Annotated in this window: 27 protein-coding genes, 1 pseudogene and 1 riboswitch; of the genes and pseudogenes, 10 read left to right on the top strand and 18 right to left on the bottom strand. The window is 70.5% G+C overall.

Annotated features, from left to right (window positions below; genetic code table 11):
• The first annotated feature begins 21 nt into the window (after positions 1 to 21).
• From SMD20_RS44080 to SMD20_RS44070, 3 genes are all read left to right on the top strand, one after another.
• Entirely contained in the window at positions 22 to 600 is a 579-nt protein-coding gene (locus SMD20_RS44080; protein WP_329593205.1) for a TetR family transcriptional regulator, read from the top strand.
• Between the two features lie 395 nt (positions 601 to 995).
• Complete coding sequence (locus SMD20_RS44075) at positions 996 to 2,372, top strand: MFS transporter (protein WP_329593203.1); 1,377 nt, start codon at positions 996 to 998, stop codon at positions 2,370 to 2,372.
• A 10-nt stretch (positions 2,373 to 2,382) separates the two neighbouring features.
• Positions 2,383 to 3,231 carry an NAD(P)H-binding protein gene (locus SMD20_RS44070; protein ID WP_329593201.1) on the top strand — a complete coding sequence of 283 codons (849 nt, stop codon included), beginning with the start codon at positions 2,383 to 2,385 and terminating at the stop codon, positions 3,229 to 3,231.
• A gap of 16 nt (positions 3,232 to 3,247) precedes the next feature.
• Here the strand turns inward: SMD20_RS44070 and SMD20_RS44065 are convergent, their stop codons facing one another.
• Entirely contained in the window at positions 3,248 to 3,370 is a 123-nt protein-coding gene (locus SMD20_RS44065; RefSeq protein ID WP_329593199.1) for a hypothetical protein, read from the bottom strand.
• Between the two features lie 3 nt (positions 3,371 to 3,373).
• Positions 3,374 to 3,526, bottom strand: coding sequence for a hypothetical protein (locus SMD20_RS44060; protein WP_329593197.1), 153 nt, complete (start codon positions 3,524 to 3,526; stop codon positions 3,374 to 3,376).
• On the opposite strand from SMD20_RS44060, the gene SMD20_RS44055 reads away from it, so the two are divergent.
• Both SMD20_RS44055 and SMD20_RS44050 read left to right on the top strand, forming a co-directional pair.
• The gene (locus SMD20_RS44055) at positions 3,511 to 3,768 is read left to right on the top strand and encodes a hypothetical protein (protein WP_329593195.1); all 258 of its coding nucleotides are present in this window, start codon (positions 3,511 to 3,513) and stop codon (positions 3,766 to 3,768) included. The two genes, SMD20_RS44060 and SMD20_RS44055, sit on opposite strands and share 16 nt — an antisense overlap.
• The gene (locus SMD20_RS44050) at positions 3,768 to 3,911 is read left to right on the top strand and encodes a hypothetical protein (RefSeq protein WP_329593194.1); all 144 of its coding nucleotides are present in this window, start codon (positions 3,768 to 3,770) and stop codon (positions 3,909 to 3,911) included. The genes SMD20_RS44055 and SMD20_RS44050 overlap by 1 nt, the downstream gene beginning before the upstream one ends.
• A gap of 18 nt (positions 3,912 to 3,929) precedes the next feature.
• Here SMD20_RS44050 and SMD20_RS44045 read toward each other — a convergent pair whose 3' ends face one another.
• The 4 genes from SMD20_RS44045 to SMD20_RS44030 form a co-directional block, all read right to left on the bottom strand.
• Positions 3,930 to 4,838, bottom strand: coding sequence for a LysR family transcriptional regulator (locus SMD20_RS44045; RefSeq protein ID WP_329593192.1), 909 nt, complete (start codon positions 4,836 to 4,838; stop codon positions 3,930 to 3,932).
• Positions 4,839 to 4,882: 44 nt separating this feature from the next.
• Positions 4,883 to 5,500: a methyltransferase family protein gene (locus SMD20_RS44040; protein ID WP_329593190.1), complete on the bottom strand. Its 618-nt coding sequence runs from the start codon at positions 5,498 to 5,500 to the stop codon at positions 4,883 to 4,885.
• Between the two features lie 87 nt (positions 5,501 to 5,587).
• Positions 5,588 to 6,769, bottom strand: a complete 1,182-nt coding sequence (locus tag SMD20_RS44035) for an NAD(P)/FAD-dependent oxidoreductase (RefSeq protein ID WP_329593188.1) — start codon at positions 6,767 to 6,769, stop codon at positions 5,588 to 5,590.
• Positions 6,766 to 7,620, bottom strand: coding sequence for an SDR family NAD(P)-dependent oxidoreductase (locus SMD20_RS44030; RefSeq protein WP_329593186.1), 855 nt, complete (start codon positions 7,618 to 7,620; stop codon positions 6,766 to 6,768). The genes SMD20_RS44035 and SMD20_RS44030 overlap by 4 nt, the downstream gene beginning before the upstream one ends.
• Positions 7,621 to 7,810: 190 nt before the next feature.
• On the opposite strand from SMD20_RS44030, the gene SMD20_RS44025 reads away from it, so the two are divergent.
• Entirely contained in the window at positions 7,811 to 8,740 is a 930-nt protein-coding gene (locus tag SMD20_RS44025; protein ID WP_329593184.1) for an RNA polymerase sigma-70 factor, read from the top strand.
• 161 nt (positions 8,741 to 8,901) lie between these two features.
• Here the strand turns inward: SMD20_RS44025 and SMD20_RS44020 are convergent, their stop codons facing one another.
• From SMD20_RS44020 to SMD20_RS44010, 3 genes and pseudogenes are all read right to left on the bottom strand, one after another.
• Positions 8,902 to 9,765 (bottom strand): bifunctional 5,10-methylenetetrahydrofolate dehydrogenase/5,10-methenyltetrahydrofolate cyclohydrolase, encoded by an 864-nt coding sequence (locus SMD20_RS44020; protein WP_329593182.1) that lies wholly within the window; start codon positions 9,763 to 9,765, stop codon positions 8,902 to 8,904.
• A 13-nt stretch (positions 9,766 to 9,778) separates the two neighbouring features.
• Positions 9,779 to 9,861, bottom strand: a riboswitch (ZMP/ZTP riboswitch).
• A gap of 158 nt (positions 9,862 to 10,019) precedes the next feature.
• Positions 10,020 to 10,328 (bottom strand): annotated as a pseudogene (locus SMD20_RS44015) (Tn3 family transposase); the annotation flags it as partial.
• A complete protein-coding gene (locus tag SMD20_RS44010; protein WP_442942640.1) occupies positions 10,243 to 11,721 on the bottom strand; it encodes an MFS transporter in 1,479 nt (492 codons plus the stop codon). The gene SMD20_RS44010 and the pseudogene SMD20_RS44015, both read right to left, overlap by 86 nt.
• 83 nt (positions 11,722 to 11,804) lie before the next feature.
• On the opposite strand from SMD20_RS44010, the gene SMD20_RS44005 reads away from it, so the two are divergent.
• Positions 11,805 to 12,374: a TetR/AcrR family transcriptional regulator gene (locus SMD20_RS44005; RefSeq protein ID WP_329593176.1), complete on the top strand. Its 570-nt coding sequence runs from the start codon at positions 11,805 to 11,807 to the stop codon at positions 12,372 to 12,374.
• An 86-nt stretch (positions 12,375 to 12,460) separates the two neighbouring features.
• Here the strand turns inward: SMD20_RS44005 and SMD20_RS44000 are convergent, their stop codons facing one another.
• From SMD20_RS44000 to SMD20_RS43990, 3 genes are all read right to left on the bottom strand, one after another.
• Positions 12,461 to 13,990 carry an FAD-dependent monooxygenase gene (locus tag SMD20_RS44000; protein ID WP_329593174.1) on the bottom strand — a complete coding sequence of 510 codons (1,530 nt, stop codon included), beginning with the start codon at positions 13,988 to 13,990 and terminating at the stop codon, positions 12,461 to 12,463.
• 119 nt (positions 13,991 to 14,109) lie between these two features.
• Positions 14,110 to 15,381: an erythromycin esterase family protein gene (locus tag SMD20_RS43995; protein ID WP_329593172.1), complete on the bottom strand. Its 1,272-nt coding sequence runs from the start codon at positions 15,379 to 15,381 to the stop codon at positions 14,110 to 14,112.
• Between the two features lie 34 nt (positions 15,382 to 15,415).
• Positions 15,416 to 16,060, bottom strand: coding sequence for a CatB-related O-acetyltransferase (locus SMD20_RS43990; RefSeq protein ID WP_329593170.1), 645 nt, complete (start codon positions 16,058 to 16,060; stop codon positions 15,416 to 15,418).
• 272 nt (positions 16,061 to 16,332) lie between these two features.
• Between SMD20_RS43990 and SMD20_RS43985 the strand changes: the two genes are divergently transcribed.
• The 3 genes from SMD20_RS43985 to SMD20_RS43975 all read left to right on the top strand — a co-directional run bounded on the left by SMD20_RS43985 (position 16,333) and on the right by SMD20_RS43975 (position 19,085).
• Positions 16,333 to 17,268, top strand: a complete 936-nt coding sequence (locus SMD20_RS43985) for a GNAT family N-acetyltransferase (protein ID WP_329593168.1) — start codon at positions 16,333 to 16,335, stop codon at positions 17,266 to 17,268.
• A gap of 308 nt (positions 17,269 to 17,576) precedes the next feature.
• On the top strand, positions 17,577 to 18,185 hold the full coding sequence (locus SMD20_RS43980; RefSeq protein WP_329593166.1) for a TetR/AcrR family transcriptional regulator: 609 nt from the start codon (positions 17,577 to 17,579) through the stop codon (positions 18,183 to 18,185).
• A 324-nt stretch (positions 18,186 to 18,509) separates the two neighbouring features.
• The gene (locus SMD20_RS43975; RefSeq protein WP_329593164.1) at positions 18,510 to 19,085 is read left to right on the top strand and encodes a GNAT family N-acetyltransferase; all 576 of its coding nucleotides are present in this window, start codon (positions 18,510 to 18,512) and stop codon (positions 19,083 to 19,085) included.
• A 163-nt stretch (positions 19,086 to 19,248) separates the two neighbouring features.
• On the opposite strand, the gene dgoD is transcribed toward SMD20_RS43975, so the two are convergent.
• From dgoD to SMD20_RS43945, 6 genes are read right to left on the bottom strand one after another with little or no spacing between them, the layout of a single operon-like run.
• Positions 19,249 to 20,394 (bottom strand): galactonate dehydratase, encoded by a 1,146-nt coding sequence (gene dgoD, locus SMD20_RS43970; protein ID WP_329593162.1) that lies wholly within the window; start codon positions 20,392 to 20,394, stop codon positions 19,249 to 19,251.
• Between the two features lie 12 nt (positions 20,395 to 20,406).
• Entirely contained in the window at positions 20,407 to 21,159 is a 753-nt protein-coding gene (locus SMD20_RS43965; RefSeq protein WP_329593160.1) for an SDR family NAD(P)-dependent oxidoreductase, read from the bottom strand.
• Positions 21,156 to 22,394, bottom strand: a complete 1,239-nt coding sequence (locus tag SMD20_RS43960; RefSeq protein ID WP_329593158.1) for a cellulase-like family protein — start codon at positions 22,392 to 22,394, stop codon at positions 21,156 to 21,158. The genes SMD20_RS43965 and SMD20_RS43960 overlap by 4 nt, the downstream gene beginning before the upstream one ends.
• A 13-nt stretch (positions 22,395 to 22,407) precedes the next feature.
• Positions 22,408 to 23,241 carry a carbohydrate ABC transporter permease gene (locus SMD20_RS43955; RefSeq protein ID WP_329593157.1) on the bottom strand — a complete coding sequence of 278 codons (834 nt, stop codon included), beginning with the start codon at positions 23,239 to 23,241 and terminating at the stop codon, positions 22,408 to 22,410.
• Entirely contained in the window at positions 23,238 to 24,119 is an 882-nt protein-coding gene (locus SMD20_RS43950; RefSeq protein ID WP_329593156.1) for a carbohydrate ABC transporter permease, read from the bottom strand. The genes SMD20_RS43955 and SMD20_RS43950 overlap by 4 nt, the downstream gene beginning before the upstream one ends.
• A 1-nt stretch (position 24,120) precedes the next feature.
• Complete coding sequence (locus SMD20_RS43945) at positions 24,121 to 25,455, bottom strand: ABC transporter substrate-binding protein (protein ID WP_329593153.1); 1,335 nt, start codon at positions 25,453 to 25,455, stop codon at positions 24,121 to 24,123.
• Positions 25,456 to 25,589 lie beyond the last annotated feature (134 nt).

The following is a 25,589-nucleotide window of genomic DNA, read 5'->3' as shown; positions in this document are numbered from 1 at the left end:
CCAATGGATACACTCAGTCGTGTGACGGGATTGAGAGAACGCACCAGGCGAGCGGTCACCATGCAGCTCGCCGACGTGGCCATGGAGCTGTTCAGCTCGCGCGGGTTCGAGGAGACCACGGTCGAGGACATCGCCAAGGCGGCGGGCATCTCCAAACGGAGCTTCTTTCGCTACTTCCCGACCAAGGAGGACGTGGTCTTCGAGGGCGTCCAGGCACTGGGCGACGACATCGTCGAGGAACTGGCGGAACGGCCCGAGAGCGAAGGGCCGTGGGAGGCACTGCGTGTCGTCCTGCGGGACTGGAGCCAGGAGATCACCGACGAACGCCACCGTTTGATCGCGTCCACTCCCGCCCTGCGCGCCCGCTTCCATGAGACGCGCGACGGCGTTCGCCGGCAGTTCGCCGAGATCGTCCAGCGCAGATTCGGGCTCGACGCCTTCACCGCCGAACTCGTCACGGCCTGCGCGGCCGCCGCCCTTGACTCCGCCTCGCAGGAGTGGCACCGCCTGGGCGGCAAGAAAGATCGCGCCGAACTCGTCGACCAGGCCTTCGACCTTGCCCGACCGGCCTGCTGCCCGCCGCCGGTCTCCGGCGGCTGATCTGCCGCTGGAACAGGCCGGCCTCGCGGTGCGCCGGCTGCGCGAAGGACGCGCCACGCTACCGGTTCGTGCTGGGCCGGAGTTGCATTGCCCCGGCATCGAGTGTTAGCGTCACCGCCGTCCGGTTGATCACCGCCGGACCGTCCGCATCCTAGCGATCCATCGGGAGCCTCGAGAACAGACGAACACCACGGAGAACCTTGATCGATGACCCCGCAACCGGGGTGGATCAGGGTTGAGAGGGCCGATCAGGCCGGTTCGCGTCAGGTTCACACCTGACCAATCCCATCTCCATCGCCCTTCAGGGCCGATGTTCTTCTCCCGTTCGTTCGCAGGCTCCCGCTGCGGAGCTTGCTTCCCTGATCGCAAGGATGTTCGTGACCTCCCGTTCTCCCGTGACCGCGCCAGCCGGTGCCACCGGCATCGTGGTCCTCTTGCTGGCAGCGGTCTTCCTGTCCCTGCTCGACGCGCAGATCGTCGCCACCGCGCTCCCCCGCATCGTCGCCGACCTCGGCGGACTGGACCGGTTCGCCTGGGTCACCACCGGTTACCTCATCGCCGGCAGCGTCGCCGTGCCCGTCCACGGCAAGCTCGGTGACCTGTACGGCCGCAAGCGCGTCCTCCTCATCTCGATCCTGGTCTTCCTGGCCGGCTCGGCCGCCTGCGGCCTGGCCCAGACCATGACGCAGCTGATCGCCTTCCGCGTCGTCCAGGGCGTCGGCAGCGGCGGCCTGTTCATCTCGGTCCTGTCCGTCCTCGGCGAGATGTTCACTCCTCGGCAGGGCGCCCGCTACTACGGCTGGTTCTCCCTGACCTTCGGCGCCGCGTCCCTGACCGGCCCGACCATCGGCGGCCTGCTCACCGACCTGGCCGGCTGGCGCTCGATCTTCCTGGTCAACCTGCCCCTCGGCGCGCTCGTCGTGGCCGCCGTCGCGATCCGGTTGCACCTGCCCGTCCGGCGCGGACACGCCCGGATCGACCACCTCGGCGTCATCCTCCTGGCCGCCGCGATCGTCGCGGTGAACCTGCTCACCACCTGGGCCGGCACCGCTCATGCCTGGACCTCCCCGGTCACCCTCGGCCTGGCCGCCGCCTGCGTGCTGCTGCCGGTGCTGTTCGTGCTCGCCCAGCGCCGCGCGGCGGACCCGGTCATCCCGTTGCGGCTGTTCCGCGACCGTACGTTCGCCATCGTCGTGGCGGTCGGCTTCCTCGCCGGGTTCCTCGGCCTGGGCATCGTCAACTACCTGGTGCTCTGGCTGCAGGCCGTCCTGTCCCTCGGCGTCCGGACCTCCGGCTACCTGCTCACCGCGATGATGCTCGGCGTCGTGCTCACCTCCTACGCCTCCACCAAGCTGATCGCCCGCACCGGCTCCTACCGCCGCCATCCCGTCGCGAGCATGGCCCTGTTCGCGCTGACCGGGCTGCTGTGCGTGGTCATCGACGCCGGCCCGGTGCTCGCCACCATGTTCCTGCTGCTGTACGGCATCGCCGGCGGACTCAACTCCCAGGCCCTGACCCTGGCCGCCCGCAACGCCGCCGGCCGTGACGACATCGGCGCCGTCCAGGGCACCGCCACCATGGCCAGGCAGACGGGCACCGCGCTGGGCACCTCCTTCTTCGCCGCCCTCGTGACCAGCGAGCTCCCGGCCCAGCCCGGCCCGGCCGCCTACGCCGACGCGCTGCACCTGGTCTTCCTCGCCGTCATCCCGATCGCGCTGATCGGGCTGGCGCTGTCCCTGTTCCTCCCCGACACCCAGCTGTCCCGTTCCTGAAGGGCCTCGCATGATCCTCGTCACCGGTGCCACCGGCACCGTCGGTTCCGAACTCCTCCCCCTGCTCGCCGCCCGGAACATCCCCGTCCGCGCCATGACCCGCGATCCCGCCAAGGCCGCGTTCCCCGCCGGCGTCGAGGTCGCCACCGGCGACTTCGACCGGCCCGACAGCCTCGACGCCGCCCTCGACGGCGTCGACAAGGTCTTCGTCCTGCCGCCCGGCTACGGCCCCGACGGCCCCGTCCAGGAACGCAACCTGGCCGCCGCGGCGGCCAGGGCCGGGGTCTCTCACCTGGTCAAGCTGTCCACCAGCGGCGTCACCTTCGCCGCCACCGACCCCATCAGCACCGGCCATCGGCTCGGCGAACAGGTCGTCATGCGCTCCGGCCTGCCGTGGACGATGCTGCGCCCCGGCACCTTCATGGTCTATCTGTACGGCTACGCCTCGACCATCGCCGCCGAACACACCATGTACGTCACCGAAGGCGACCCCGTCTCCGCGATGATCCACCCCCGCGACATCGCCGCCGTCGCCGCACACGTCCTCACCACCCCCGGCCACGACGGCCGGGCCTACACCCTCACCGGCGGCCAAGCCCTCTCGCCCCGGGACCAGGCCGGCGTCGTCGGCCAGATCCTCGGCCGGCCGATCAAGCTCATCGAACGCAGCCGAGCCGAGACCCGGGCGGAATTCGACCGGCTCGGCTGGTCCGGACCTCGCCTGGAGGCGCTGCTGGAGCTCAAGCGCCAATCGGCCGCCTGGGACTGGAAGATCTTCGACACCGTCGAGAGGCTCACCGGCAGGCCGCCGCTGACCCTCCGCGACTGGGTCCGCGAGAACGTCCACCACTTCCGGTGACGAAACCGGCCTGATCCTAGAGCACCCGCCGGTTGGCGAGGGCCGCGATCAGCAGCGGCACGACGGCCCAGGCGCCCAGGACGGCGAAGGGAGCCAGCACCATCACCACCACGAGCATGAGCGTGCCGCCGCCGATCACCGTTCACGCTCCGGCGGGCGGAAGTGTGGGGCGGAAGCCGGCGGCCACCGCGCGTCCGTACAGGTAGCCGGGGATCGCGATGAGCAGCGAGGCGGCGACGGCGATCCCGGCCAGCACGGACGCCTTGGCGAGCAGCACCCGTGAGCGGGACGGCACGGCCACGAAGGGGCGACCGGACGCAGCTGCCCGGGCCGTACGCCTACGCCTACTACAGCTACCAGGGCGAGACGGTCGACATCTCCCGTCAGAACCTGTCCCTGCTCGTCGGCGTCGGTGACCTGATCTCCACCACCCAGGATCTGACCACGTTCTTCTCCGCGCTGAACGGTGGCAGGCTGCTGCCTGCGGCACCGTCTACCAGCACAACGGCAGCCCGCCCCATGGCTACGGCGCGCTGATGTACAGCTCGCCCGATGGCAGGACGACCCTGACCGGCTCGGTGACCTGGGTCGACTCGGCCACCCGGGGACCGGTGAAGGACTTCCAGAAGCTGCTGGACGGGCTGGTCAAGGAAGTGTTCTGCGGCACGCCGGCCGGGTAGGCCGACTGCCTGCGACCCTCATCCGGTGGTGTGGGTGGCGACGATGTCGAGGATCGCTCGCAGGGCGCTGCGGACGGCGGGGATCTGCTCGGCCTCGCGGTGGTGCAGGACGTACAGGGCTCGGGGCCGTACGTTCAGGGCCGGCCGCACGGCGACGCGCGGGTCGCGGGCGGCGTCCAGGGCCAGCTGGGGAAGCAGCCCGACGGCCAGGCCGCGGGCGATGAGCGCCTGGGTCAGGACGTAGTCGTCGGTGCCGTGGCGGATGTCGGGGGTGAAGCCGGCCAGCTCGCAGGTCTGGAGCAGGTGGGCCGTGCAGCGTTCGCAGCCGCCGATCCAGCTGTCGCCCGCCAGCTCACGCAGGTCCAGCGGCGTGTCCGGCGGGCCGGCGCTGGGGTGGGTGAGGGGCAGGACCAGCCGGAGCGGGTCCTGCCCGGCCGGGATCCGGGTCAGCTCGCCGCTGCCGGGCGGCGTCTGGCCGGCGTGGGTGAAGGTGATGGCCAGGTCCACCTCGCCGGCGTCGAGCTGGGCGATGGCCTGCGGGGGCTCGGCCGCGCGCAGGCGTACGTCGAGGCCGGGGTGGCGTTCGGCGAGCAGGCTCATCGCGGCGGGGATGAGGGTGGCGCCCGCGGAGGGGAAGGCGGCCAGCCGTACGGTTCCGGCGCGGAGCTGGACCATCGCCTCCAGGTCGGCGGTCGCGGCCTGGATGCGGGTGGCGATGGCGTCGGCGTGCCGCAGCAGGGCCCGCCCGGCCTCGGTGAGCTGGACGCCGCGCGGCCGCCGCAGCACCAGGGGCGTGCCCGCCTGACGCTCCAGGTGGCGCAGGTGCTGGCTGACGGCCGGCTGCGTCCAGCCGAGGGCGCGGGCGGCGCCCGCGATCGACCCGGTACGGGAGATCTCCCGAAAAATCAGCATCCGCTGCACGTCCATGCCATAAGTATGGCTTGGGGGTCAGCCCAAAAGTGCAGGGCTGCCTATGAGCGAGCGTCGTACGGCAGACGGCCCATGCCGGGCAGGAAGCGCCCCACACGGGAGGCGTACTGCCGGTAGGCGGGGCCGTGAACCCGCAGGAGGTACGGCTCCTCGACGGCGCGGACCTGCAGTTCGATCGACACCACGGCCACCAGCAGCGCGACCAGGGATATCGCGTTGGGGACCATGGCGGCCAATCCGGCGGCGGTGACGATCATCGCGGTGAAGATGGGATTGCGCGCGAGGGCGAAGGCGCCGGTGGTGACCAGGGCGGTGGTCTCGCTCTCCGCCACCCCGATGCGCCAGGACGCTCCCATCGAGGTCTGCGCGGCCAGCGTGGCCGCTACCCCGGCCAGGGCCAGCACCGTACCGGCGGCCTGCACGAGCGGCCGGTCGGTGCCGGGCAGTGCCGGAACCCCGGCCAGCCCGGCGATCGGACCGGCCACGCCGGCGACCAGGGCCGCGACGAACAGGATCCGCGCCCACCACTGCAGGCCGCCGCGGGCGAGCCCGGCGCCACGGAAGCCGGCGTCTCCGGTGCGGCGCCACTGGACCCAGCTGCGCAGCCCGAAGGCCAGCAGCGTCCAGACGAGATAAACGATCAGCGCGGTGAGGGCCATGTCATCCTCCTGGCGCGCATATCTGAATAGCTATTCACATGTGCAAGCTAAGAGGTAGTCTTCATGGCGTGTCAAGAGCGTTCAGGGCTACGCGAGCATCCTCTCGGCGATCGTGTCCGGCGCGGCGGCCAGGCGGTGCCTGCGCTTGGGCATGCCGTACGTGGGGTGCGAGGTGGCCCACAGCGACATCGCGAGAATGCCCGCCTTGATCCGCGCGGGCTGCCGGCCGCCCAGGTGCTTCGGCTTCGCCCGCCCTTCGTCGTCGATCAGCTGCAGGATCGCGTCCCTCCGTCCGAGGCTGATGTGGTTGTAGCTGTAGACCAGCTTGGTGTTCGCGATCGTGCGCCCGGTCAGCCGTCCCACGATCGCCTCGATGGCCTGCCGGCCGGTGTAGCCGGCCGACGCGCAGGACATCGGCAGCGGCCGGCCGTTGTCGCCGATGGCGTGGGCGCTGTCACCGATGGCGTAGACGTTCGGGTGCGAGACCGACCGCATGGTGCGATCGACGACGATCTGGCCGTTCTCGGTGACCTCCAGCCCGCCGGCGGCGGCGATGGGGCTGACCGCGAACCCGGCCGTCCACACGGTCGCGTCGGACGCCAGGGCGGTGCCGTCGGCGCACCGCACCCGCGTCGCCTCGACGGCTTCCACGCTGGTGTGCTCCAGGACGGAGAGGCCCAGCCGGTCGCAGGCCCGGCGCAGATGGCCGCGGGCTCCGGCGGAGAGCCGGGAGCCCAGCTCGCCGCGGGCGATGAGCGCCACCGACAGGCCGGGCCGGGACTCGGCGATCTCCGTGGCGGCCTCGATGCCGGTCAACCCGTCACCGACGACCAGCACCCTCGCGCCTTCGCCCAGACCGTCCAGGCGCTCGCGCAGGCGCAGCGCCGACGGCCTGGCGGCGACGTCGAAGGCGTGCTCGGCCGCGCCGGGGACGACGTGGTCGGCGCCGTGACTGCCGAGCGCGTAGACGAGCGTGTCGTAGCCGAGTTCGTCACCGTCAGTGACGGCGACGACCTGGCGCTCGGGGTCGACGGCGGTGACGCGGGCCAGGCGCAGCCGTATCGCCGTGCCCGCGAAGACGTCGGCCAGCCGCGGAGCCTCGATGTCCCGGCCGGCCGCGAGCTGGTGCAGCCGCATGCGCTGGACGAACTCCGGCACGGCGTTGACCACGGTGATCTCGATGTCCTCCGGTGACAGCCGGCGGGCCAGGTTCCCGGCCGTGAACGCCCCGGCATAGCCGGCGCCGAGGACGACGATGCGGTGCTTCATGCGTTCTCCTGACCGAGGGTGCCGTGAGCCTGCGCCGAGAGGTCCTGCCAGTCGGCCCAGGTCTTGAGCCGGTCGGCGTAGACCTGCTGGAGCAGGGGGTAGAAGCCCAGACCGAACAGCACCCGCAGGGGCGGGTTGTCGGAGTCGACGAGCTTGAGCAGCGCCTGGGCCGCGGCGGCCGGGTCACCGGCGGGCTGGTTCCCCGCGAACGCGGCGATGCGCCGGCGAAGGCCGTCGTAGGCCGGGTCGGGCTCGGCCATGTGACCGTTGTTGAGGGGGTCGGGGTTCTTGCCGGAGCGGGTGGCGAAGCCGCCGGGCTCGATCACGGTCACCTTGATGCCGAAGCCGGCGACCTCTTGGGCGAGGGATTCGTTCAGGGCTTCCAGGGCCCATTTGGAGGCGCTGTACGCGCCGCTGAGCGGCATCGCCACGAGCCCGGCGGCCGAGGACAGCTGGATGATGTGTCCCGAGCCCTGCTCGCGCAGGTAGGGCAGCGCGGCCTGGATCACCCGCAGCGCGCCGAACAGGTTGGTCTCCAGCTGGTCGCGCAACTGCTGCTCGGTCGTCTCCTCGACCGCGCCGACCTGGGCGTAGCCGGCGTTGTTCACGATGACGTCGAGGCGGCCGAAGTGCTCCCTGGCCCGCTTCACGCTCTCGATGACGGCGGCCTTGTCGGTGACGTCCATCGCCAGCGGAAGCACCGCCTCGCCGTGGGCGGCGACCAGGTCGTCAAGGCTCGCGGCGGTCCGCGCGGTCGCGGCCACCTTGTCGCCGCGCGACAGTGCGGCCTCGACGAAGGCGCGGCCCAGGCCGCGGGACGAACCGGTGACGAACCAGACCTTGCTCATCATGGTGTTCCGTTCTTTCTGGGATGACGGCCGCTCCGCGACGCGTCCTGACGACCATGCGGCGTCGGCGCCCCGAGTTTTGTGACAGCTCCGGCCATGTGACGTGTGTCACCGCGTACGGGTGTCACACGGCGGCGCGCTCCGACGCCTTGTGCATGGAGCAGGATTTGCGGTGAACAGGCAGGAGCCAGGCATGAACGAGCCCAAGGGAACAACCGAGCCGATCGCTCACGACAGCCGGACGGACCCGGCGACCGAGGGCTTCCTCGCCCACCGCAACCTGCTGTTCACCGTCGCCTACGAGATGCTCGGCTCGGCCGCCGACGCCGAGGACGCCCTGCAGGAGACCTGGCTGCGGTGGGTCAAGGTCGACCTTGAGCAGGTGTCCGACCAGCGCGCCTACCTGGTGCGGATCGTCACCCGGCGCGCGCTGGACCGGCTGCGCAGCATGAAGCGCCGCAAGGAGGAGTACGTCGGCTCGTGGCTGCCCGAGCCGCTGCTCACCACGCCGGACGTGGCCGAGGACGTCGAGCTCGCCGAGAGCGTGTCGATGGCGCTGATGCTCGTCCTGGAGACGTTGTCGCCGACCGAGCGCGCCGTCTTCGTGCTGCGCGAGGTCTTCGACGTCGGCTACGACGAGATCGCGGCCGCCGTCGGCAAGGCCCCGGCGACCGTACGCCAGATCGCCCACCGGGCCCGCCGGCACGTCGACGCCCGGCGGCCTCGCGAGGCGGTCTCCCCCAGTCAGGCCCGGGCGGCTCTGGCGTCGTTCCAGCGCGCGCTCGAAACCAGGGACCTGCAGGGCCTGCTCGACGTGCTCGCCCCTGAGGTCGTCCTGGTGAGCGACGGCGGCGGCGTCAAGCAGGCCGTGCCGCGGCCGGTCATCGGCGCCGGCAAGGTGGCCCGCATGATCGTCAGCGGCCTCGGCAAGGCCCAGGTCACGCTCACCAGCGAGCCGACCGTGGTGAACGGCAACCCGGCACTCCTCCTCCGCATGGACGGCGAGATCGACGGCGTCATAGCGGCCCGTGTCGAGGACGCCCGCATCACCGGCCTCTACTACGTACGCAACCCGCGCAAGCTGACCCGCATCGCCTCCGAGACCCCGCTCACCTTGAGGTAGTCACGGCCGTTCAGAGACAATCATCACCGTGGCCGAGGCAGTCGTGCTGCTCACCGCCTTCGCCGGGCCGCCGGAGCCCTCCCCCTACGGCCTGGCCGTGGCGGCCGGCCAACAGCGGCCCGGTCGCCCCCTGGAGTCACTGCTCGGATCGGCAGATCTGTCTAGATACCCGTCACGCGTTCCGCCACCGTGATGGCGTTGCGGAACAGCATCGCGACCGTGGTGGGGCCCACGCCGCCCACGCGCGGTGTGATCGCGCCCGCTACGCTCTCGACCGACTCGTCGACATCTGGTAGCAGGCGGCGGCCCGCGTAACGGACCCCGCCGCCGACCACGACCGCGCCGGGCCTGACGTGCTCGGGCCGGATGATGCCGGGCACGCCCGCCGCGGCTATGAGAATGTCGGCCCTTCGGGTATGGCACGCCCAGTCGGGCACACCGGTATGGACCACGGTGACGGCGGCGTTGGCAGTCGGACGCTTCTGGCTGAGCAACATGGCAAGCGGCCGTCCAAGGGTGGCGCCACGGCCCAGGATGACGACCTCCCGCCCGGACACAGGGATGTCGTAGTACGCGAGCAGCGCCTCGATGCCCGCCGGCGTGCACGGCAACGGGCCGGGCATGCCGAGGGCCAAGCGGCCCATGTTGAGCGGGTGCATACCGTCGACGTCCTTGTCCGGGTCCATGGCCTGCAGCGCGGCGTCATAGTCGAGGTGCTCGGGCACCGGGTACTGCACCAGCAGTCCATGCACTGCCGGGTCATCGTTGTAGGTCGCGATGGCGGCGTGCAGCTCGGCCTGAGTGGCACCGGCGGGCAGGTGCGTGTGCGGCGAATCGAAGCCGAGCTCGGTGGCCTGACGCTGCTTGATACGGATATATCCGGCACTGGCGTCATCGTCGCCGACGAGGATCGTGGCCAGCGACGGAGTGACGCCCTTCTCGGTGAGTACGGCGGCACGGACGGCCACGTCGTTGAGTACGCTCTCGGCGACCGGGCCGCCGGGCAGCATGCGTGCGCTGGACATGCGTCTCCTCGGGAGTGGTCGCCCAGGCGGTCGGCTTCCACGACGAGCTCCCCGATGGTCGATTCCATCCCTTTGCCGCCAGTCGCGCTCTCTCCAGGATGCCCGGCATTCGAGCAAACTGCGACGGCTCGGTGCTTCCAACGGCATCCGTATCAACGCTGCTGCTTGACGGCTCAGCCCTGCGGGATGTCTTCGGGAGTACTTACCAACAGCCCGCGCGGCCAGCTGATCAGGCGGCCAGGCATTCCTGGTCGATCTCCGGCGGTGATGGGCCACACCTCAGCGACCAGGGCGCGTACCACGTCCATCAGCTCCAGGGCGTTGTGGGCGAACACGCAGTTGTTGCCGAACCCGGGCCACTGGGAGAAACCGTTGTAGGTCTCGACCTTGTTGGTCGCCGCCGTCACCCGGGAGCGCAAGCCCGGATCGGCGAGGTAGCGCAGCCGCCGCATGAGCGTGGCCGAGCTCAGCTGGTTCTCACTGATGGAGATCGCCGCCTGCATCAGATCCCGCCAGCGCCGTTCGATCAGCTCCCAGTCGACCACGTTGCGGCCCCGGTCGCCGTTGCCTGGCCTCCTGGCTGTTCGGCCCGGACGCCCCTCGGCGTCCGGGCGCGGTCAGCCACAGGCCGGTGAACAGGGCGCAGGCCAGCGTCACGGCACCCGCCGTGAGGAAGGCGCTGTTGAGGGCCGATTCGAAGGAGGCGCCGCCGGTCTCCCGCGTGTGGACGATCGCCCCGAGCACCGCCACGCCGAGCACGGCGCCGATCTGCCGGGTGGTGCTGCTGACGCCCGAGGCGAGGCCTCCCTCCTGCGGGCTGACCGCCTGGATGGCGGCCCCGGTCAGCGGCGACATGGCGAGAGCGAACCCGACGCCGACGACCGCCAGCCGCCACCACACGTTCCCGTAGCCGGTGTCGGCGTGGACGAAGCCCAGCGCCAGCAGCCCCAGCCCGGCCAGCGCCAGGCCGACGCCGGCGATGACGCGGAAGCCGTACCTGGCCGCGAACCGGCCCGCGTACGGGCTGACGATCACCATGGCCAGCGTGCCGGGCAGGGTCCGCAGCCCGGCGACCAGGATCGACGTGCCCTGGACATAGACGAAGAACTGGGAGAAGAAGAACGACGAACCCATCAGCGCGAACCCGACCACGACCATCGCCGTGTTGGACGCCGTGAACAGCCGCTGACGGAACAGCCGCAGCGGCAGCATCGGCGTCGGCACCCGACCCTCGACCACGACGAACGCGGCCAGGAGCGCCAGCCCGGCGGCGAAGCTGCCCAGGATCAGCGGCGAGGTCCACCCTCGGGAACCGCCCTCGATCAGGCCGTAGGTCACAGCGCCCACGCCCGCGACGGACAGGACCGTGCCGGGGACGTCGATCGGCGGCGCGCTCGGGTTGCGGGACTCCCGCAGCACGCGCAGCCCGGCCACCAGCAGGACCGCACCGATGGGCACGTTGACCAGGAAGATGGCGGGCCAGCCGAAGGACTCCACCAGGATCCCGCCCGCCAGCGGCCCGGCGGCCAGGCCGATGCCGCTGAACCCGGCCCACAACCCGATCGCCCTGACGCGCTCCTTCGGTGCGGGATACGCGGCGACGAGCAGCGCCAGCGAGGCGGGGCTCAGCGCCGCGGCCCCGACGCCCTGCAGCACCCGCCCGGCGATCAGCCAGCCGATCGAGGGCGCGAGCGAACACACCACCGACGCGACCGTGAACACCACCACCCCGGCCAGGAACACCCGCCTGCGGCCGAACCGGTCGGCGAAGACGCCGCCCGGCAGCAGCAGCATGGCCACCAGCAGCACGTAGGCGTCGACGATCCACTGCAGGCCGGTCAGCCCGGTGTGGAGCCGCTGCTGCATGTCGGGCAGGGCGGCGCCGACGATCGTGTTGTCGAGCAGCACCATGAACTGACCCGCACAGGTCAGGGTGAGCAACGCTCTCACGTACATCTCTCCTAAAAGCAGTTAGTGACTGCGTTAACGTAGACCCTCGCGGACTCTAACGCAAGTCCCAACTGCGTTAGTGTGGACGTATGGATGAGCAGGGGCGGGCCAGGCGGCCCGGCGGGCGCAGCGCCCGGGTCCGCGCGGCGGTGCATCAAGCCGTTACCGAGCTGGTCAGGGAGCGCGGCTACGGACATTTCACGGTCGGCGACATCGCGGCCCGCGCGGGCGTGGCCGACACCAGCCTCTACCGCCGGTGGGGCAACCTTCAGGCCCTGCTCGGCGATGTGCTGCTGACCCGGCTCAACGCGCAGTCGCCGATGCCCGACACCGGCAGCCTGGCCGGCGACCTGCGGACCCACGCCGCCAACGTGGCCCGCGAGGTCACCGGCCCCGACGGCCTGGCGCTGGTGCGGCTGACCCTCGCGCTGTCAGGCGAGGGCCAGCAGGGCCTGCAGGCGCGCGACGAGCTTCTGGCCGACCGCACCAGCCAGCTGCAGGCCCTGCTCGACCGCGCCCGCAACCGCGGCGAGAACCCGCCTGACGTACTGGAGGTGCTGGACCATCTCCTGGCGCCGATCTACATGCGCGTCCTGTTCAACGCGGGGCCGCTCACCCCTGACTACCTCGACGGGCTGGTCGACCGGTTGCTCGCCTGATCCGGTCCGGCGCGGACGCGTGACCGCTCTGCGACCTGGATCAGCGGCATCCATGCATGGCTTCCTTTGATCGTCAGAGTGGGTGGTCAGGGTGTTCCGAACCATCTGGAGAGCGCTTCGCGCAGCGCGGGCGCGGCGCTGTCGGCGGGTTCGTCGATGGTCGCGGCCCAGGCGATGTGCGCGTCCGGGCGGATCAGCAGCATGTCGGCCGGCCGCTCGCCGGTCTTGGCGGTGTGGATGTCGACGCGCCGCCGCCAGTCTCGGGCGGTCTCGTGGAGATCCTCGCGGTCGGCGAGGTCGAGCAGGACGGGCCGGGCGGGATGCAGGAGTTCGGCGACGCTGGTGATGCCCCGATCGGTGTGCAGGGTGAGATCCGGGGCGAACGTGCCGGTCAGCGGGTGATGGCCGGTGCCGGGCATCGGGTGGCGAATGTCCGTGCCGGCGACCAGCGCTCCCATCCGGCGCAACGGTTGTTCGTCGGCGAGCAGTTCGGTGAATACCTCCCGCAGCGCCTCGGCGGCCACATCGTGGCCGCGCCGCAACGCCACCTGAGCCCGGGTGTGCAACATGGTGCGGGCGCCGGCGAGGTGGCGTTCGTCGTGGTAGGTGTCCAGCAGGCCGGCCGGTGCCCAGCCGTGCAGGTCGGCGGCCAGCTTCCAGGCCAGGTTGACCGCGTCCAGCATGCCGGCGTTGATGGCCACGCCGGTGGCCGGGAACAGATGCGCCGCATCCCCGGCCACCATGATGCGCCCGGCCCGGTAGCGTTCGGCCTGGCGGGCTTTGAAGGTGAAGCGGGACAGCCGGGTCGATCCGGCCAGGGGCAGGCGCGCGCCGAGCACGCGGTGGATGCTGTCCTGGAGTTCGGTCAACGTCATCGGGACGTCGTCGTCGTACTCGGTGCTCTCGTCCTCGATCGTGTAGAGGGAGACGCTCGTGGCGCCGGGTGAGGAGCCGAGGCCGAACAGGCCGTGGTCGGTGCGGGTGAAACCGGCGCGGATGGTGCCGTAGCCGGGGACGTCGAGATCGCCGTTGCCGAGTACGGTCACCGTGCCGGGCAGGGTGACCTGGGCCAGCCGGTTGACCTCGGGGTAGACGGTGCCGGGGAAGCCGATGCCGGCCCAGTCACGGACGCGGCTGCGGGCGCCGTCGCAGCCCACCAGGTAGCGGGCGCGCACCCGGTACGGCCCGTCCGGGCCGCGTACGTCCACGATCACCGCGGCGTCGTCCTGGCTGATGCCGGTCACCTCGTGCCCGCGCAGGACGTCCACCTCAAGTTCGGCGGCGCGCTCGTCGAGCAGGCGCTCCAGGTGCTGCTGCGGCAGCGGCAGGGCGTGCAGGGGCGGGTCGGCCATTCGGGTGAAGTCCAGGTGCACGCCGCCGAAGGGGAACCGGGGCGCCGGGGCCGGGCCAGGGCAGGCGGCTTCGAAACGTTCCAGCAGGCCGCGGTAGCGCAGCAGTTCCAAGATCTGCCCGCCCAGACCACCGGCCTTGGGAGTGTCACGGCGGTGCGGGTGCCGCTCCAGCACCAGCGGCCGTACCCCGGCCAGGCGCAGCTCATTCGCCAGCATGAGACCGGTCGGGCCGGCTCCCACAATGATCATGTCAGCGTCCAGCATGGTTCACTCTCCTCGTGGGTCTCGTCGTGTCCTGGCGCGATCTGATCGTCAGCAACATGTTCAAAGGTTCTGGCCTCGGTGTGGCCGGGCCGGGATGGTGAAGCCGCATGTCGTGGTCCCTAGTGCGTGATGTCGGCGACGGTGGAGGTCGGAGTGGTCAGGACGGCGTCGAACGCGTCCAGGACGGGCGTGTGCAGGTAGGCGCTCTGGATCCGGTAGCGGTCAGGGCTTGGAGTGTCGCGAGGCGCCCGGCGGAGGTCGGCGAGGCTCAGCCCGAGGCCGGCGTCGGCGAAGGCGGCTTCGATGCTGCCCGGCTCGGGCGGCTGCAGCGGGACGTCGTCAACGGCGAAGCCGAAACGGGCGTTCTCGTCGGGGCGCATGTCGGCGGTGTGCCCCGTGATGCTGGTCAGGGCGAGGGCGAGGTAGTCGTCGCCGAGCCAGTTGTGCAGGTGCTGGCCCATGGGGAGCCCGGTGAGGTGGCCGTTGAAGGAGACGGACGTCTTTTGGATGTGGGCGTTGTGGGCGGGCAGCACGATGCGGGTGCCGGGGTCGGAGCGTTGCAGGTGCCACAGGACGGACTCGGCCATGTAGACGTCTCGGGCTGAGGTGTCGGCGGTCCAGCCGGTGCCCGCGTACAGGCCGGCCATGGCGCGGAAACCGTAGTCGGCGTGGCAGGCGGCCTCCAGGCGGCGCAGGGCGACGTCGTAGCTGGGCCGGTCGCCGCGGGAGACGTACAGGACCTCGACGGCGCGGAAGCGGACACGCAGCCGCATCAGGATCGCGCTGAGCGCGTCCTGCTCGGCGGCGGGCAGACGGGTCCAGGCCGGCGCCGCCGAGGCGGCGGAGGCGCTCGCGAATGATCCGGCGATCCGCATCGCCTGCTCGATGGCCGGCAGGGTCTCGGGGTCGATGTCGCGCAGGTAGTCGGCGACGGGGGCCAGGGCGGGCAGCAGGGAGCCGCCGGCGGCCGGGATGTCGATGCCGGCGAAACGCAGCGGCGTCGCGGCGGTGGCGTTGTGCCGGCGCATCCAGCGCAGCGGCTCCTCGACGCCCACCGGGATGGCCGTGGCGAGCTGGGCCGCCAGGTCGTCGTCGATGCCCTGGCCCTGCGCCCAGGCGTCCAGGCCGAAGCCCTCGCTGAAGCCGTACTCGAAGGCCAGGACGGTGAAGCCGCAGCGTTCGGCCAGGAAGCGCAGGATGCGCTGGCGCAGGTTGGAGAACTCGGTGATGAAGTGGGAGTTCTCACCGATCGCCACGACCCGCGCGTCGCCGACGAGCTCGCGCAGCGGCCCCAGGTCGTCGAGCGGCGCCTCGGGGTCGAGGTGGGTGAGCGGGAGGGCGTGGTCGCGGAGCCAGTCGGTGAACTGGTCGGAATGGGGCGGAGCAGGCATGCTGATGAACCGATTCTGTTGTGCTTGATCAGGGTTACGGGAGCGCGGAGGCCGCTCGCTCCAGGTCGTCGACGCTGCCGGACATGACCGTGCGCAGGTGGGTGGTGAGGTGCTCCAGCGGCCAGTCCCACCACGCCAGCGCGAGGAGGCGGTCGATGTCGGCGTCGCTGTGGCGGCGGCGGATGAGCCGGGCCGGGTTGCCGCCGACGATGCCGTAGTCGGGGACGTCATCCACGACCACCGCGCCCGAGGCGATGATCGCGCCGTGGCCGATGCGCACGCCCGGCATCACTATGGACCGGTAGCCGAACCACACGTCGTGGCCCACCACGGTGTCACCTCGTCCGGGCAGGCCGGTGATGAGGTCGAAGTGCTCGGCCCAGGAACCACCCATGATCGGGAAAGGGAACGTGGAGGGGCCGTCCATGCGGTGGTTGGCGCCGTTCATGATGAACCGCACGCCCTCCCCCAAAGCGCAGAACTTGCCGATGACTAGCTTCTCGGGCCCGTAGTGGTAGAGCACGTTGCGGGTCTCGAAGGCGGTCGGATCATCGGGGTCGTCGTAGTAGGAGAACTCGCCGACTTCGATCAGCGGCGAGGTGACCAGCGGCTTGAGCAGCACGACGCGGGGCTGCCCGGGCATCGGATGCACCACGGTCGGCTCGGGGGGAACAGGCATCACGCAATCGTCTTCTTCCATGAGGAGTGCACACCCCGCTTGTAGTCCTTGCGGATGGTGGTGACCTGGCCGTTCTCATCGGCACGGAACGACCCGTGCCGATAGGATGATGTCCAAGAGGGGCCTCTGGTGTCAAGTACGGCACGTGCCGTACCGTTAAGCTGCGTGTCCGACACGCCCCACCGTCGCGGTGCCGACCGGACCGAGGCGACTGACATGTACCGCGCCGAACAGAGCGCTCACCGCCCCCACTTCTACTTTCCGGAGGACCTGTGCTTTTCCGTCCCACGGTCGAGGCCGAACTCGACCGCTTGCTCGGCTGCGTCGTGGATGAGTCCATCAGCTGGGCTCATCCTGAGCGGCTGCTGTCCTTCCTCGAATCCGGCAACTACCGCCACGCGTGGATCTGGGTCGCCGAGGAGAACGGCGAGATCATGGCCCGCGCCGTGTGGTGGGGCTCGCCCGACGCAGGCAGGCCTCTCGCGCTGGACTGCCTCTACGTTCACCCCTCGGTCGACGACCCCGTCGGCCTGGCCGCCGACCTGCTCGCTCACGCCCACGCCGCCTACGACGACAAGCCCGCCTACCACGTGTTCGTCTCCAACGGCTGGCGCGACGACCCGAAGACCGCGGCCGCGATCGCCTGGCGCCGGACGGCCGCGGGCCGCGCGGGACTGACCGAGGAACTGGAACGGCTGCGCTACGAGTGGACCGCAGAAACCGAGGTGCCCAAGCCGTCGGGCCGGCTGGAGTTCCGCGGCGAGGACGACGACGAGGTGTTCGTCGAGGCGTTCCGCCGGGTGGCCGTCGGCACGCTCGACCACCACACCCGCGAAGCCCTGCTCACCATGGACCCGGTCGCGCAGGCTCGCGAGGACGTCGCCGGCTACCGCTCCATGCCCGGCGACCGCTCCTGGTGGCGCCTGGCCTACCTTGGGGACGGCGAGCTGGCCGGGGTCGCGCTGCCGTCGGCGAACAGCGGCGGCCCGGTGGTCGGCTACCTCGGCGTGGTGCCCGAGCACCGCGGCCGCGGCTACGTCGACGACCTGCTCGGCGAGATCACCCGCAGCCACGCAGAACGCGGCGTGCAGCGGATCGTCGCCGACACGGACGCGGGCAACGTCTCGATGGCCCGCGCCTTCGAACGCGCCGGCTACCGCAATTTCGCCATCCGCCTGGTCCTGTCCCCACTCCCGTCCCACACCTGACCAACTGTCCGGCGCCTGACCGACTGCCCGGCGCCGGACGTGCCCAACGGACCCGCATCACCGGGTCCGTGCGGCGTGTCGGCGGCGGTGGCCGGCTCGGGCAGCGCTGAGACATGCCTGCCCTCCTCCAGCGCCGCCGTCATCCGCGCTGACCTTCAGGTCGTGTTCTCCGGCCCTGGGCAATCGCGTGCGCAGAGATCATCCCTGGTCAGCCATTCGGAGGGAAGGGTGGGCACGGCCGCCCGTGCTCACTCCAGAGTTTGGCCTCCGACTCGGCACGGAACGTGTCGTACCGATAAGGTGTCGGCATGACTGACACGCCCCACCGCCGCGGTGCCGACCGGACCGAGGCCATCATGCGAACCACACTGGAGCTGGGCCAGGAGATCGGCTACGCCAAACTCAGCATCGAAGCGGTGGCGGCCCGCGCCGGGGCCGGCAAGCACACCATCTATCGCCGATGGCCGTCCAAGGGAGCCCTGCTGCTCGACTCGCTGCTGTCACTGCACGAGTCCGACCTGGACTACCCCGACACCGGCGACATCATCGCCGATCTGCGCCAGCAGACCTACGCGGCCATCGATCTCATGGGCAGGCCCCCCTTCGGCCCCCTGTATCAGGCTCTGGTCGGCGAGGCCCAGTACGACCCCCAGCTCGCCGCCGCGCTCAACGAGCGCTTCATCACCCCCCAGGCCAACAAGACCGTCGCCCGGCTGAAGAGAGCCCAGGACCAGGGTCAACTGGCGCCCGGGTTCAATCTGGACCTCGCGATGGCGATCCTGTCCGGTCCGCTGTACTTCCAGTTCCTCATCACACATGAACCGCTGACTCATGAGTATGTCGACCAGATCCTCGACGCCCTCTTCGCCGGCATGGGCCCAGGCGAGGCACGTGTGCGTCCCGCACCAGGCCGCTGAGCTCATCTGTCCGGCATGTTTCTCACCGGCCGGGGCAGGGTGGCCGCCCAGTACCACACCGCCAGGTTCCCGGCTCGTGCCGTCCCTGGCCAAGGTGCTCAACGTGCCGGCCCCGGCGCTGCGCAAACCCGGGACCGCGTGGGGTGGAACTGCCCCGCCGCCAGCCTCCGGGCCCACTTGATTTTCAGGACGCAGGTTCCGGAAGCCCTGGTCGCTTCGGTGTCCTGTCGGTTCCTGTAGGGCGATCGCCCCGTCGTTGTCGGAGACGTCGTCCGCATTAATCCGTTTGTGTGTCATCACAGCCCGCTGTCAGTATGAGGGCCCATGCGTCACCCCCTTGACACGCTGGACTGGCCGATTTCCACCGAGCGGCTGCTGTTGCGCCGGGCTGCCCCCGACGACCTGGACGCGACCTGGGCCTTCCGGCAGCTGCCGGAGACTCACGAATGGATCGCGGCCGCCACAGAGACCTACGACGACTACCGTGAGCGTTTCCTCCGCGAGGAGCGGCTCGTAGACCTGCTCATCGTCGAACTGGACGGCCGGGTGATCGGCGACCTGACACTGAAGGTCCAGGACGGTTGGGCCCAGGAAGAGGTCGCTGACCAGGCGAAAAGCGTCCAAGGAGAGCTCGGGTGGACGCTTGATCCCGCCTACGGCGGCAAGGGCTACGCCACCGAAGCGGTACGCGCCCTCATCGACATCTCCTTCAAGAGTCTTGGCCTGCGCCGCCTGCACGCGGACTGCTTCTACGACAACGAATCCTCGTGGCGGCTGATGGAGCGGGTCGGGATGCGCCGCGAACAGCACACGGTGAGAGACTCACTCCACCGCACCAAGGGTTGGCTCGACGGTCTCTCATACGCGCTCCTGGCCGAGGAATGGCCCGCTCACGAGTGATTACGGCGGAGACGCTGGGGAGCCCTCGCCGGGACGAAGATCACGCTGTCACTCATACACGCGGCCGCTCTCCTGCCGGCGCTGCGGCTGGCTGACAGCGGCTCTCGACAAGCGCCGCCTCGGTCAGGCCCGGGCCGATCAGGGCAACCCAGCCGGTGACCCGTCACCACTCGGCGAAGGAGCCGTCGGCGTGCCGCCACAGCGGGCTGCGCCAGCGGTGGCCCTGCCGCGCCATCCGCTCCACCTCCGCCTCGTCGATCTCGATGCCGAGGCCGGGGCGGGTGGTGCGGGTGGCGTACCCGCCGGGGAAGGTCAGCGGGGCGGGGTCGGCGAGATAGTCCAGGACGTCGTTGCTCTCGTTGTAGTGGATGCCGACGCTCTGCTCCTGGATGAGGAAGTTGGGGATGGCGAAGGCCAGTTGCAGGCTGGCGGCCAGCGAGATGGGACCGAGCGGGCAGTGCGGGGCCATGGTCACGTCGTAGGTCTCGGCCATCGAGGCGATCCGGCGGACCTCCGAAATTCCGCCGGCATGGCTGACGTCCGGCTGGGCCACGGCGATGCCGTGCCCGATGACCTCGCGGAAGTCCCACCGCGAGAACAGCCGCTCACCGGTCGCGAGCGGGATCGACGTGCTCGCGGCGAGCGCCGCCAGGTTGCGCGAGTGCTCGGGCAGCACCGCCTCCTCCACGAACAACGGCAGGTACGGCTCCAGCAGCGGCAGCAGCCGCCGGGCCATGGCGGTGGAGGCCCGTCCGTGCAGGTCCACCACCAGGTCGTGGTGCTCGCCGATGGCCTCGCGCACGGCGGCGACGCGCTGGACGACCTCCATGGTGCGGGCCGGGGTGTCGATGGCGGTCAGCTCGGCGGAGCCGTTCATCTTGACGGCGGTGAACCCGGCCTCGATCTGGGTCGCGGCGAGCTCGGCCACCTCGGCGGGGCGGTCGCCGCCGATCCAGGCGTACATGCGGACCTTCTCCCGCACCGGGCCGCCGAGCAGCTGGTGGACGGGCAGCCCGGCGGCTTTGCCGGCGATGTCCCACAACGCCTGGTCGATCCCGGCGACCGCGCTGGACAGCACCGGCCCGCCCCGGTAGAAGCCGCCCTTGGTCAGGACCTGCCAGTGGTCCTCGATCCGGAGCGGGTCCTCGCCGATCAGGTAGTCGGCCAGCTCGGCGACGGCGGCCCGGACGGTCTCGGCCCGGCCCTCGACGACCGGCTCGCCCCAGCCGGTGACGCCCTCGTCGGTGCGGATGCGCAGGAACAGCCAGCGCGGCGGGACGAGAAAGGTGTCCATGGAGACGATTTTCATGGGGGGTCCGTTCTAGGAGGAGGTGGTGGAGATGCTCCAGCCGCCGTCGACGTTGAGGCAGGCGCCGGTGATGAAGCCGGCCTCCGGCGCGGCCAGGAAGGCGACGGCCGCGGCCACCTCGTCGGGGGTGCCGAAGCGGCCTGCCGGGGTTTCCGCGATGGTGGCGGCGCGGCCCTGCTCGTCGATGCCGTCCCAGGCGGGGCTCATGATCGGTCCGGGGACGACCGCGTTGACGCGCACGCGGGGGGCGTACTCGACGGCGAGCTGCCGGGTCAGCGACTGCAGGCCGCCCTTGGCGGCGGCGTACGGCGCGCAGCCCGGGATGCCGGTCTGGGCGTGCACCGAGGAGGTGATGACCAGGGCGCCCGAGGTCTCGGCCAAAAGCGGGCAGAACGTACGCGCCGCCAGGTAGGCGGCCTTGAGCGAGACGTCGATCTGCAGGTCCCAGTCCGACTCCGGCATCTCGTGCGCGGGACGGGCAGGCACGACCCGGCCGGGCCCGTTGGCGTGCAGCACGTCCAGGCGGCCGAACCGGTCACGTACCTCGTCGAAACAGGCGGCCCAGTCGCGGGCGGAGGAGACGTCCAGGTGCACGAAGGCGGCCCGCTCCCCGATCGCGGCGGCGACCTCGCGGCCCTGCTCGTCGGCGATGTCGGCCAGCAGCACCCGCGCCCCCTCGGCGGCCAGGCGGCGGGCGGTGGCCGCGCCGATGCCCGAGGCGGCGCCGGTGACCAGGGCTGTCCTGGCCTCGAAGCGGCCGTTCACCGCTCCCCCGTGAACAGCGCGTTGGCGGTGACCTGCAGGTCGACGTCGGCCCACATCGGGTGGTGGGGGGCCGCGTTCGAGCAGACCACGGTGCCCCACGCGCCGACGTCCCGGGCGTGCTGGACGGCGTCCAGGCAGATCCCGGCTCCTACGGGCCCTCCCTCGAAGGTGCCGTGCAGCGGGGTGTAGCCGACCCAGCCCTCGCCGAACACCAGGGGCAGGTCGCGGGCGGCGGCCCAGTCGGCGGCCACCTCGATCCAGATGCGCAGCCTCTCGGCCATGCCGTATCGGTACCCGGCGTGCCGGTCGTACAGCCAGCGGTCGAACCGGGCCGGATCGCACCAGTCGTGGAGGTACACCTCGCGGGGCGGCACCACCGTGGCCGCGCTGCGCCACTGCTGCTCGGGATACCAGTCCGCGAGGTCGGGGGCGTCCGGGCGGAGCAGCTCCCGCCGGGCGCGCTCCTGCGGGAACGGCACGGTGGTGTCGCGCAGCGCGAAGGTGTCGATGAGCTCGTCCAGGACGCCGTGGACGTAGGGGTGGAAGACGGCGACGTCGATGTTGGCGGGGATGCCGCGCATCTCGGCGTGCGGCACCCGGGCGTAGTTCACCGTCACGGGAGTGTCCGGGTGCCGGGTCTTGAACGTGTCGACGGCCTTCTCCAGGTACGGCCGCAGGCCGAGCACCGGGGACTCGCCGGGCGCGAGCGCCTCGGTGAGCCAGGTCGCCTGGATCTCGTTGTGCAGCTCGACGAACGCGATCTGCTCGGCCAGGCCGTGCCCGGCCACGAAGTCCACCAGGTCGGCGAGGGCCTCGGCCAGCGCGTTCGCGCGCCGCTCGGCCGGCACCGCGCGCAGCGCCTCGTGCCAGGCGGGGTCGGCCAGGAAGCTGGAGCTCTGCTGGTACTCCCAGGAGGAGACGATCACCTGGCAGCCGTGCCGCCGGGCGGCCTGGAACAGCGCCAGCAGGTGGGCGCGGCCGTCCAGCGTGGTGCTCTCGCGGACGTCGTACCAGCGGGTGCCGAGGCCGTAGCCGCGGCCGAACGGGGCGAAGGTCAGCGCGGAGGTGTCCAGCCCGGATCCGAACAGCAGGTACGGCATGGCGCAGACGCGCACCGTGTTGTACCCGCGCGCCACCGCCTCGGTGAAGGCACGGTCCAGGTCCTCGAACGGCTCTCCGGGGCCGGTCCTGGTGTACCAGGTGAAGTCCCAGAGCGTGATGGTCAGCTTGGACAAGAGGTCCACTCCCTCAGGATTTGACGGCGCCCGCGGTCAGGCCGTCGAGCAGCTGCTTGCGCAGCACGATGAACATGATCAGGCTGGGGATGGCGGCGAGCACGCTGCCGGCCAGCACCAGGTCGACCTGGCGGGCCTCGGCGGCGTACAACGACTGGATGCCCAGTGGCAGCGTGTACTGAGCCGGGTCGGAGACCACGATGAGCGGCCAGAGGAAGCTGTTGTAGCTGTTGAGGAAGCCCCACACCGCCAGCGCGCCCAGCGCGGGACGCAGCAGCGGCAGCACCACGCGGGTGAACAGCCCGAACTCCGAGGCGCCGTCGATGCGGGCCGCCTCCAGGACCGAGTCGGGCACGGCCTGCTCGGCGTACTGGCGCATCATGAAGATCCCGAACGCGGGCGCCACCCACGGCACGATCAGGCTGAAGTAGACGTTGGTGACGCCGGCCTTGACGAGCATGACGAACAGCGGCACGACGATCACCGCGAACGGCACGGCCATGGAGCTGAACATCACGTCGAACAGCAGCCGCTTGCCGCGGAAGCGGTATTTGGCGAAGGCGAACCCGGCCAGCGCGCACACGAACACCGACACCGCGGTGGAGACCACGGCCACGACGGTGCTGGTCGCGAACCAGCCCCAGAACGGCTGCGTCTCCAGCAGGCGGGTGTAGTTCTCCAGCGTGAACGGCGACGGCAGCGGCTGCGGCGGGTAGGTGAAGATGTCGCCGCGATGCTTGAACGACGAGCTGAGCGCCCACAGCAGCGGCACCCCGAACATCACCACGAGCGCGATCAGCAGGACATACACCAGCCGGGGCCCGCGGCTCGCCGAGCTGCGGCTCATTTCTCCCTCCCCACCCCGAGCACCGCGTTGGCGGCGCGCCCGATGAGGAAGACGATGACGAACATCACGACGCCGGCCGCGGCCGCGTAGCCGAGCTGCTGGCGGGTGAACGCCTCGCGGTAGATGAACATCGCCACCGACAGCGTCGCCTCGCCCGGCCCGCCCTTGGTCAGCAGCATCGGCTCCTCCAGGATCTGCGCGGTGCCGACCATGACGGTGACGGCGACGAACGCGGTGACGGGCTTGAGCATGGGAAGGGTGACGTTGAAGAAGCTGTGCACCCGGCCGGCGCCGTCGATGCTGGCGGCCTCGTACAGCTCGCGCGGGATGTTCTTCAGCCCGGCCAGGAAGAAGATCGTCAGGTAGCCGGTCCAGCGCCACAGCACCAGCAGCATCACGCTGACCTTCGCCCAGGAGGGCTCGCCCAGCCAGTCGATGCCGCCCCAGCCGAAGAACCCCCGGAGCGCGGCGTTGAACAGGCCGTACTCGCGGTCGTAGAACAGCGTGAAGACCAGCGCGATGATGATCGGCGACAGCACGACGGGGACGAAGAACGTCAGCCGGAAGAAGTCACGGCCGCGCAGGCCGCGCGCGTTGAGCGCCTGGGCGATCAGCAGCGCGGCCGGCACCACGACGCACACCGAGAAGAACACGTACAGCACCGTGTTGACGACCGCGGTCAGGAAGCTGCCGTCGCCGAACAGCCGGGTGTAGTTGTCCAGCCCCACCCACAGCGGAGTGCCGAGCCCGGCCCACTCGGTCAGGCTCAGGTAGCCGCCGATGCCGATCGGGACGACCAGGAACAGCGCGTACAGCAGGTAGAACGGGGAGATGAACGCGTAGGGCGCGAGCGCTCGCCGGGAAGCGACGGACGGCACCTCAGTTGCCCTTCTTGCTGGTGTAGGCGGCCGTCGCCTCCTTGATCGCCTCGGCGGGCTTCTTCTTGCCCTGCAGCGTCTCCAGCATGGGGCCGCCGAGCGCTTCGATGAGCACGTTCAGCTGGGCGTTCTGGTAGAAGACCGGGCTGTCCTGGGAGGCGGGGATGTAGACGTCGAACAGGCGCTGCCCGCCCAGGTATTCGTCCTCGAAGCCGAGGAAGTCCTTGTCCTGGTACAGCGACTTGAGCGTGGGCAGGAAGCCGCCCTGCTGGAAGCGCAGCAGCTGCCCTTCCCTGGTCAGGTAGGTCTGCTTGAGCAGCTCGGTGGCGGCCGCGGTGTTGGGCTTGTCCTTGAGCACGGCGAAGCCGGTGCCGCCGAGCGCGGAGGAGATGTGGCCGCCACCCGCGAACTTGGGCAGGGTGCGCATGCGCCACTTGCCCTTCTGCTCGGGCACGTTGGTCTGCAGGCCGTAGACGTTGTACCAGTTCGGCATCACGGTGGCGATGAGCTTGTCGTTCTTGAGCGCGGCGGTGTTCGGCGCGCCGTACGGGTCGGGCAGGGTCAGCAGGAAGCCGCTGGCGACGCCCTTGGCCATGAAGTCGAGCACCTCGACGGCCTCCGGGGAGTCCAGGACGAGGTTGCCGCCCTGGTCGAAGTAGCCGCCGCCACGCTGCAGCAGCAACTGCAGGAACATGTCCGTGATGGAGGTGTTGTCGCCTGTGCCGATCATGCCCAGCGACTGTCCGGTCTTATGGTGCAGCCGGGCGCCGATCTCCGCCAGCTCCTCCCAGGTGCCAACGTCCTCCGGGATGCCGTTCTTCCTGAACTCGTCCTCGCGGTAGTACAGGACGCTGAGACAGGTGTCGGACTCCAGCGCGTACAGCTTGCCGTCGATGGTGTACGGGGCGGTGCGCAGCAGGTCGTCCTTGACGGGGGCGACGAGGCTGTCCAGGTCGAGCAGGAGCTGCTTGCCGATGCCGCCGGTCATGACCCGCGGGAAGACGATGATGACGATGCCGATCATGTCAGGGGTCCCGGTGCCGGCCGCGCCCTGGGAGACCATCTTGGTGACCAGGGCCTCGCTGTCGGCCTGGGTGGTCTTCAGCGTGTAGTCGAAGGCGCCGCCCGGCGCGTCGCTGAGCCGCTTGGCCGAGGCCGTGAAGGTCTTCACGTAGCCGGGGTCGTGCGTCCAGAAGCCGATCGTCACGGCCCCCGACGTGACCGCCTGGCCACCGCCGCTCCCGCCGCCGCAGGCGCCGAGCATCGGCGCGGCGAGCAGACCACCGCCGATCAGACCGGTCCGACGCAGGAAGGCCCGCCGCGTCACGTCGCTCATCGTCGACTCCTTCGTTGGGGGTGTGATGTGCCCGGATACGGGACTTGACGAGCAGAATGCCGTTCCACCTCGCCGAAGTCAACAATAAATACGATTACTTTTTACACTAGTATGCTCAGAGGTGATGTAAGTGA

It is taken from the genome of Nonomuraea sp. LP-02, assembly GCF_036289125.1.
Classification (GTDB): domain Bacteria; phylum Actinomycetota; class Actinomycetes; order Streptosporangiales; family Streptosporangiaceae; genus Nonomuraea; species Nonomuraea bangladeshensis.
The sequence above is the reverse complement of the archived record's forward strand: the minus strand, read 5'-3'. Positions and strand labels throughout refer to the sequence as shown.

What these genes read in the sequence shown, in the direction of transcription:
- SMD20_RS44070 (WP_329593201.1), top strand. Translation starts at nt 2,383, where the DNA reads ATGATCCTCGTCACCGGTGCCACCGGCACCGTCGGTTCCGAACTCCTC.
- SMD20_RS44050 (WP_329593194.1), top strand. Translation starts at nt 3,768, where the DNA reads ATGTACAGCTCGCCCGATGGCAGGACGACCCTGACCGGCTCGGTGACC.
- SMD20_RS44045 (WP_329593192.1), bottom strand. Translation starts at nt 4,838, where the DNA reads ATGGACGTGCAGCGGATGCTGATTTTTCGGGAGATCTCCCGTACCGGG.
- SMD20_RS44040 (WP_329593190.1), bottom strand. Translation starts at nt 5,500, where the DNA reads ATGGCCCTCACCGCGCTGATCGTTTATCTCGTCTGGACGCTGCTGGCC.
- SMD20_RS44035 (WP_329593188.1), bottom strand. Translation starts at nt 6,769, where the DNA reads ATGAAGCACCGCATCGTCGTCCTCGGCGCCGGCTATGCCGGGGCGTTC.
- SMD20_RS44030 (WP_329593186.1), bottom strand. Translation starts at nt 7,620, where the DNA reads ATGATGAGCAAGGTCTGGTTCGTCACCGGTTCGTCCCGCGGCCTGGGC.
- SMD20_RS44025 (WP_329593184.1), top strand. Translation starts at nt 7,811, where the DNA reads ATGAACGAGCCCAAGGGAACAACCGAGCCGATCGCTCACGACAGCCGG.
- SMD20_RS44020 (WP_329593182.1), bottom strand. Translation starts at nt 9,765, where the DNA reads ATGTCCAGCGCACGCATGCTGCCCGGCGGCCCGGTCGCCGAGAGCGTA.
- SMD20_RS44010 (WP_442942640.1), bottom strand. Translation starts at nt 11,721, where the DNA reads ATGTACGTGAGAGCGTTGCTCACCCTGACCTGTGCGGGTCAGTTCATG.
- SMD20_RS44005 (WP_329593176.1), top strand. Translation starts at nt 11,805, where the DNA reads ATGGATGAGCAGGGGCGGGCCAGGCGGCCCGGCGGGCGCAGCGCCCGG.
- SMD20_RS44000 (WP_329593174.1), bottom strand. Translation starts at nt 13,990, where the DNA reads ATGCTGGACGCTGACATGATCATTGTGGGAGCCGGCCCGACCGGTCTC.
- SMD20_RS43995 (WP_329593172.1), bottom strand. Translation starts at nt 15,381, where the DNA reads ATGCCTGCTCCGCCCCATTCCGACCAGTTCACCGACTGGCTCCGCGAC.
- SMD20_RS43990 (WP_329593170.1), bottom strand. Translation starts at nt 16,060, where the DNA reads ATGCCTGTTCCCCCCGAGCCGACCGTGGTGCATCCGATGCCCGGGCAG.
- SMD20_RS43980 (WP_329593166.1), top strand. Translation starts at nt 17,577, where the DNA reads ATGACTGACACGCCCCACCGCCGCGGTGCCGACCGGACCGAGGCCATC.
- SMD20_RS43975 (WP_329593164.1), top strand. Translation starts at nt 18,510, where the DNA reads ATGCGTCACCCCCTTGACACGCTGGACTGGCCGATTTCCACCGAGCGG.
- dgoD (WP_329593162.1), bottom strand. Translation starts at nt 20,394, where the DNA reads ATGAAAATCGTCTCCATGGACACCTTTCTCGTCCCGCCGCGCTGGCTG.
- SMD20_RS43955 (WP_329593157.1), bottom strand. Translation starts at nt 23,241, where the DNA reads ATGAGCCGCAGCTCGGCGAGCCGCGGGCCCCGGCTGGTGTATGTCCTG.
- SMD20_RS43945 (WP_329593153.1), bottom strand. Translation starts at nt 25,455, where the DNA reads ATGAGCGACGTGACGCGGCGGGCCTTCCTGCGTCGGACCGGTCTGATC.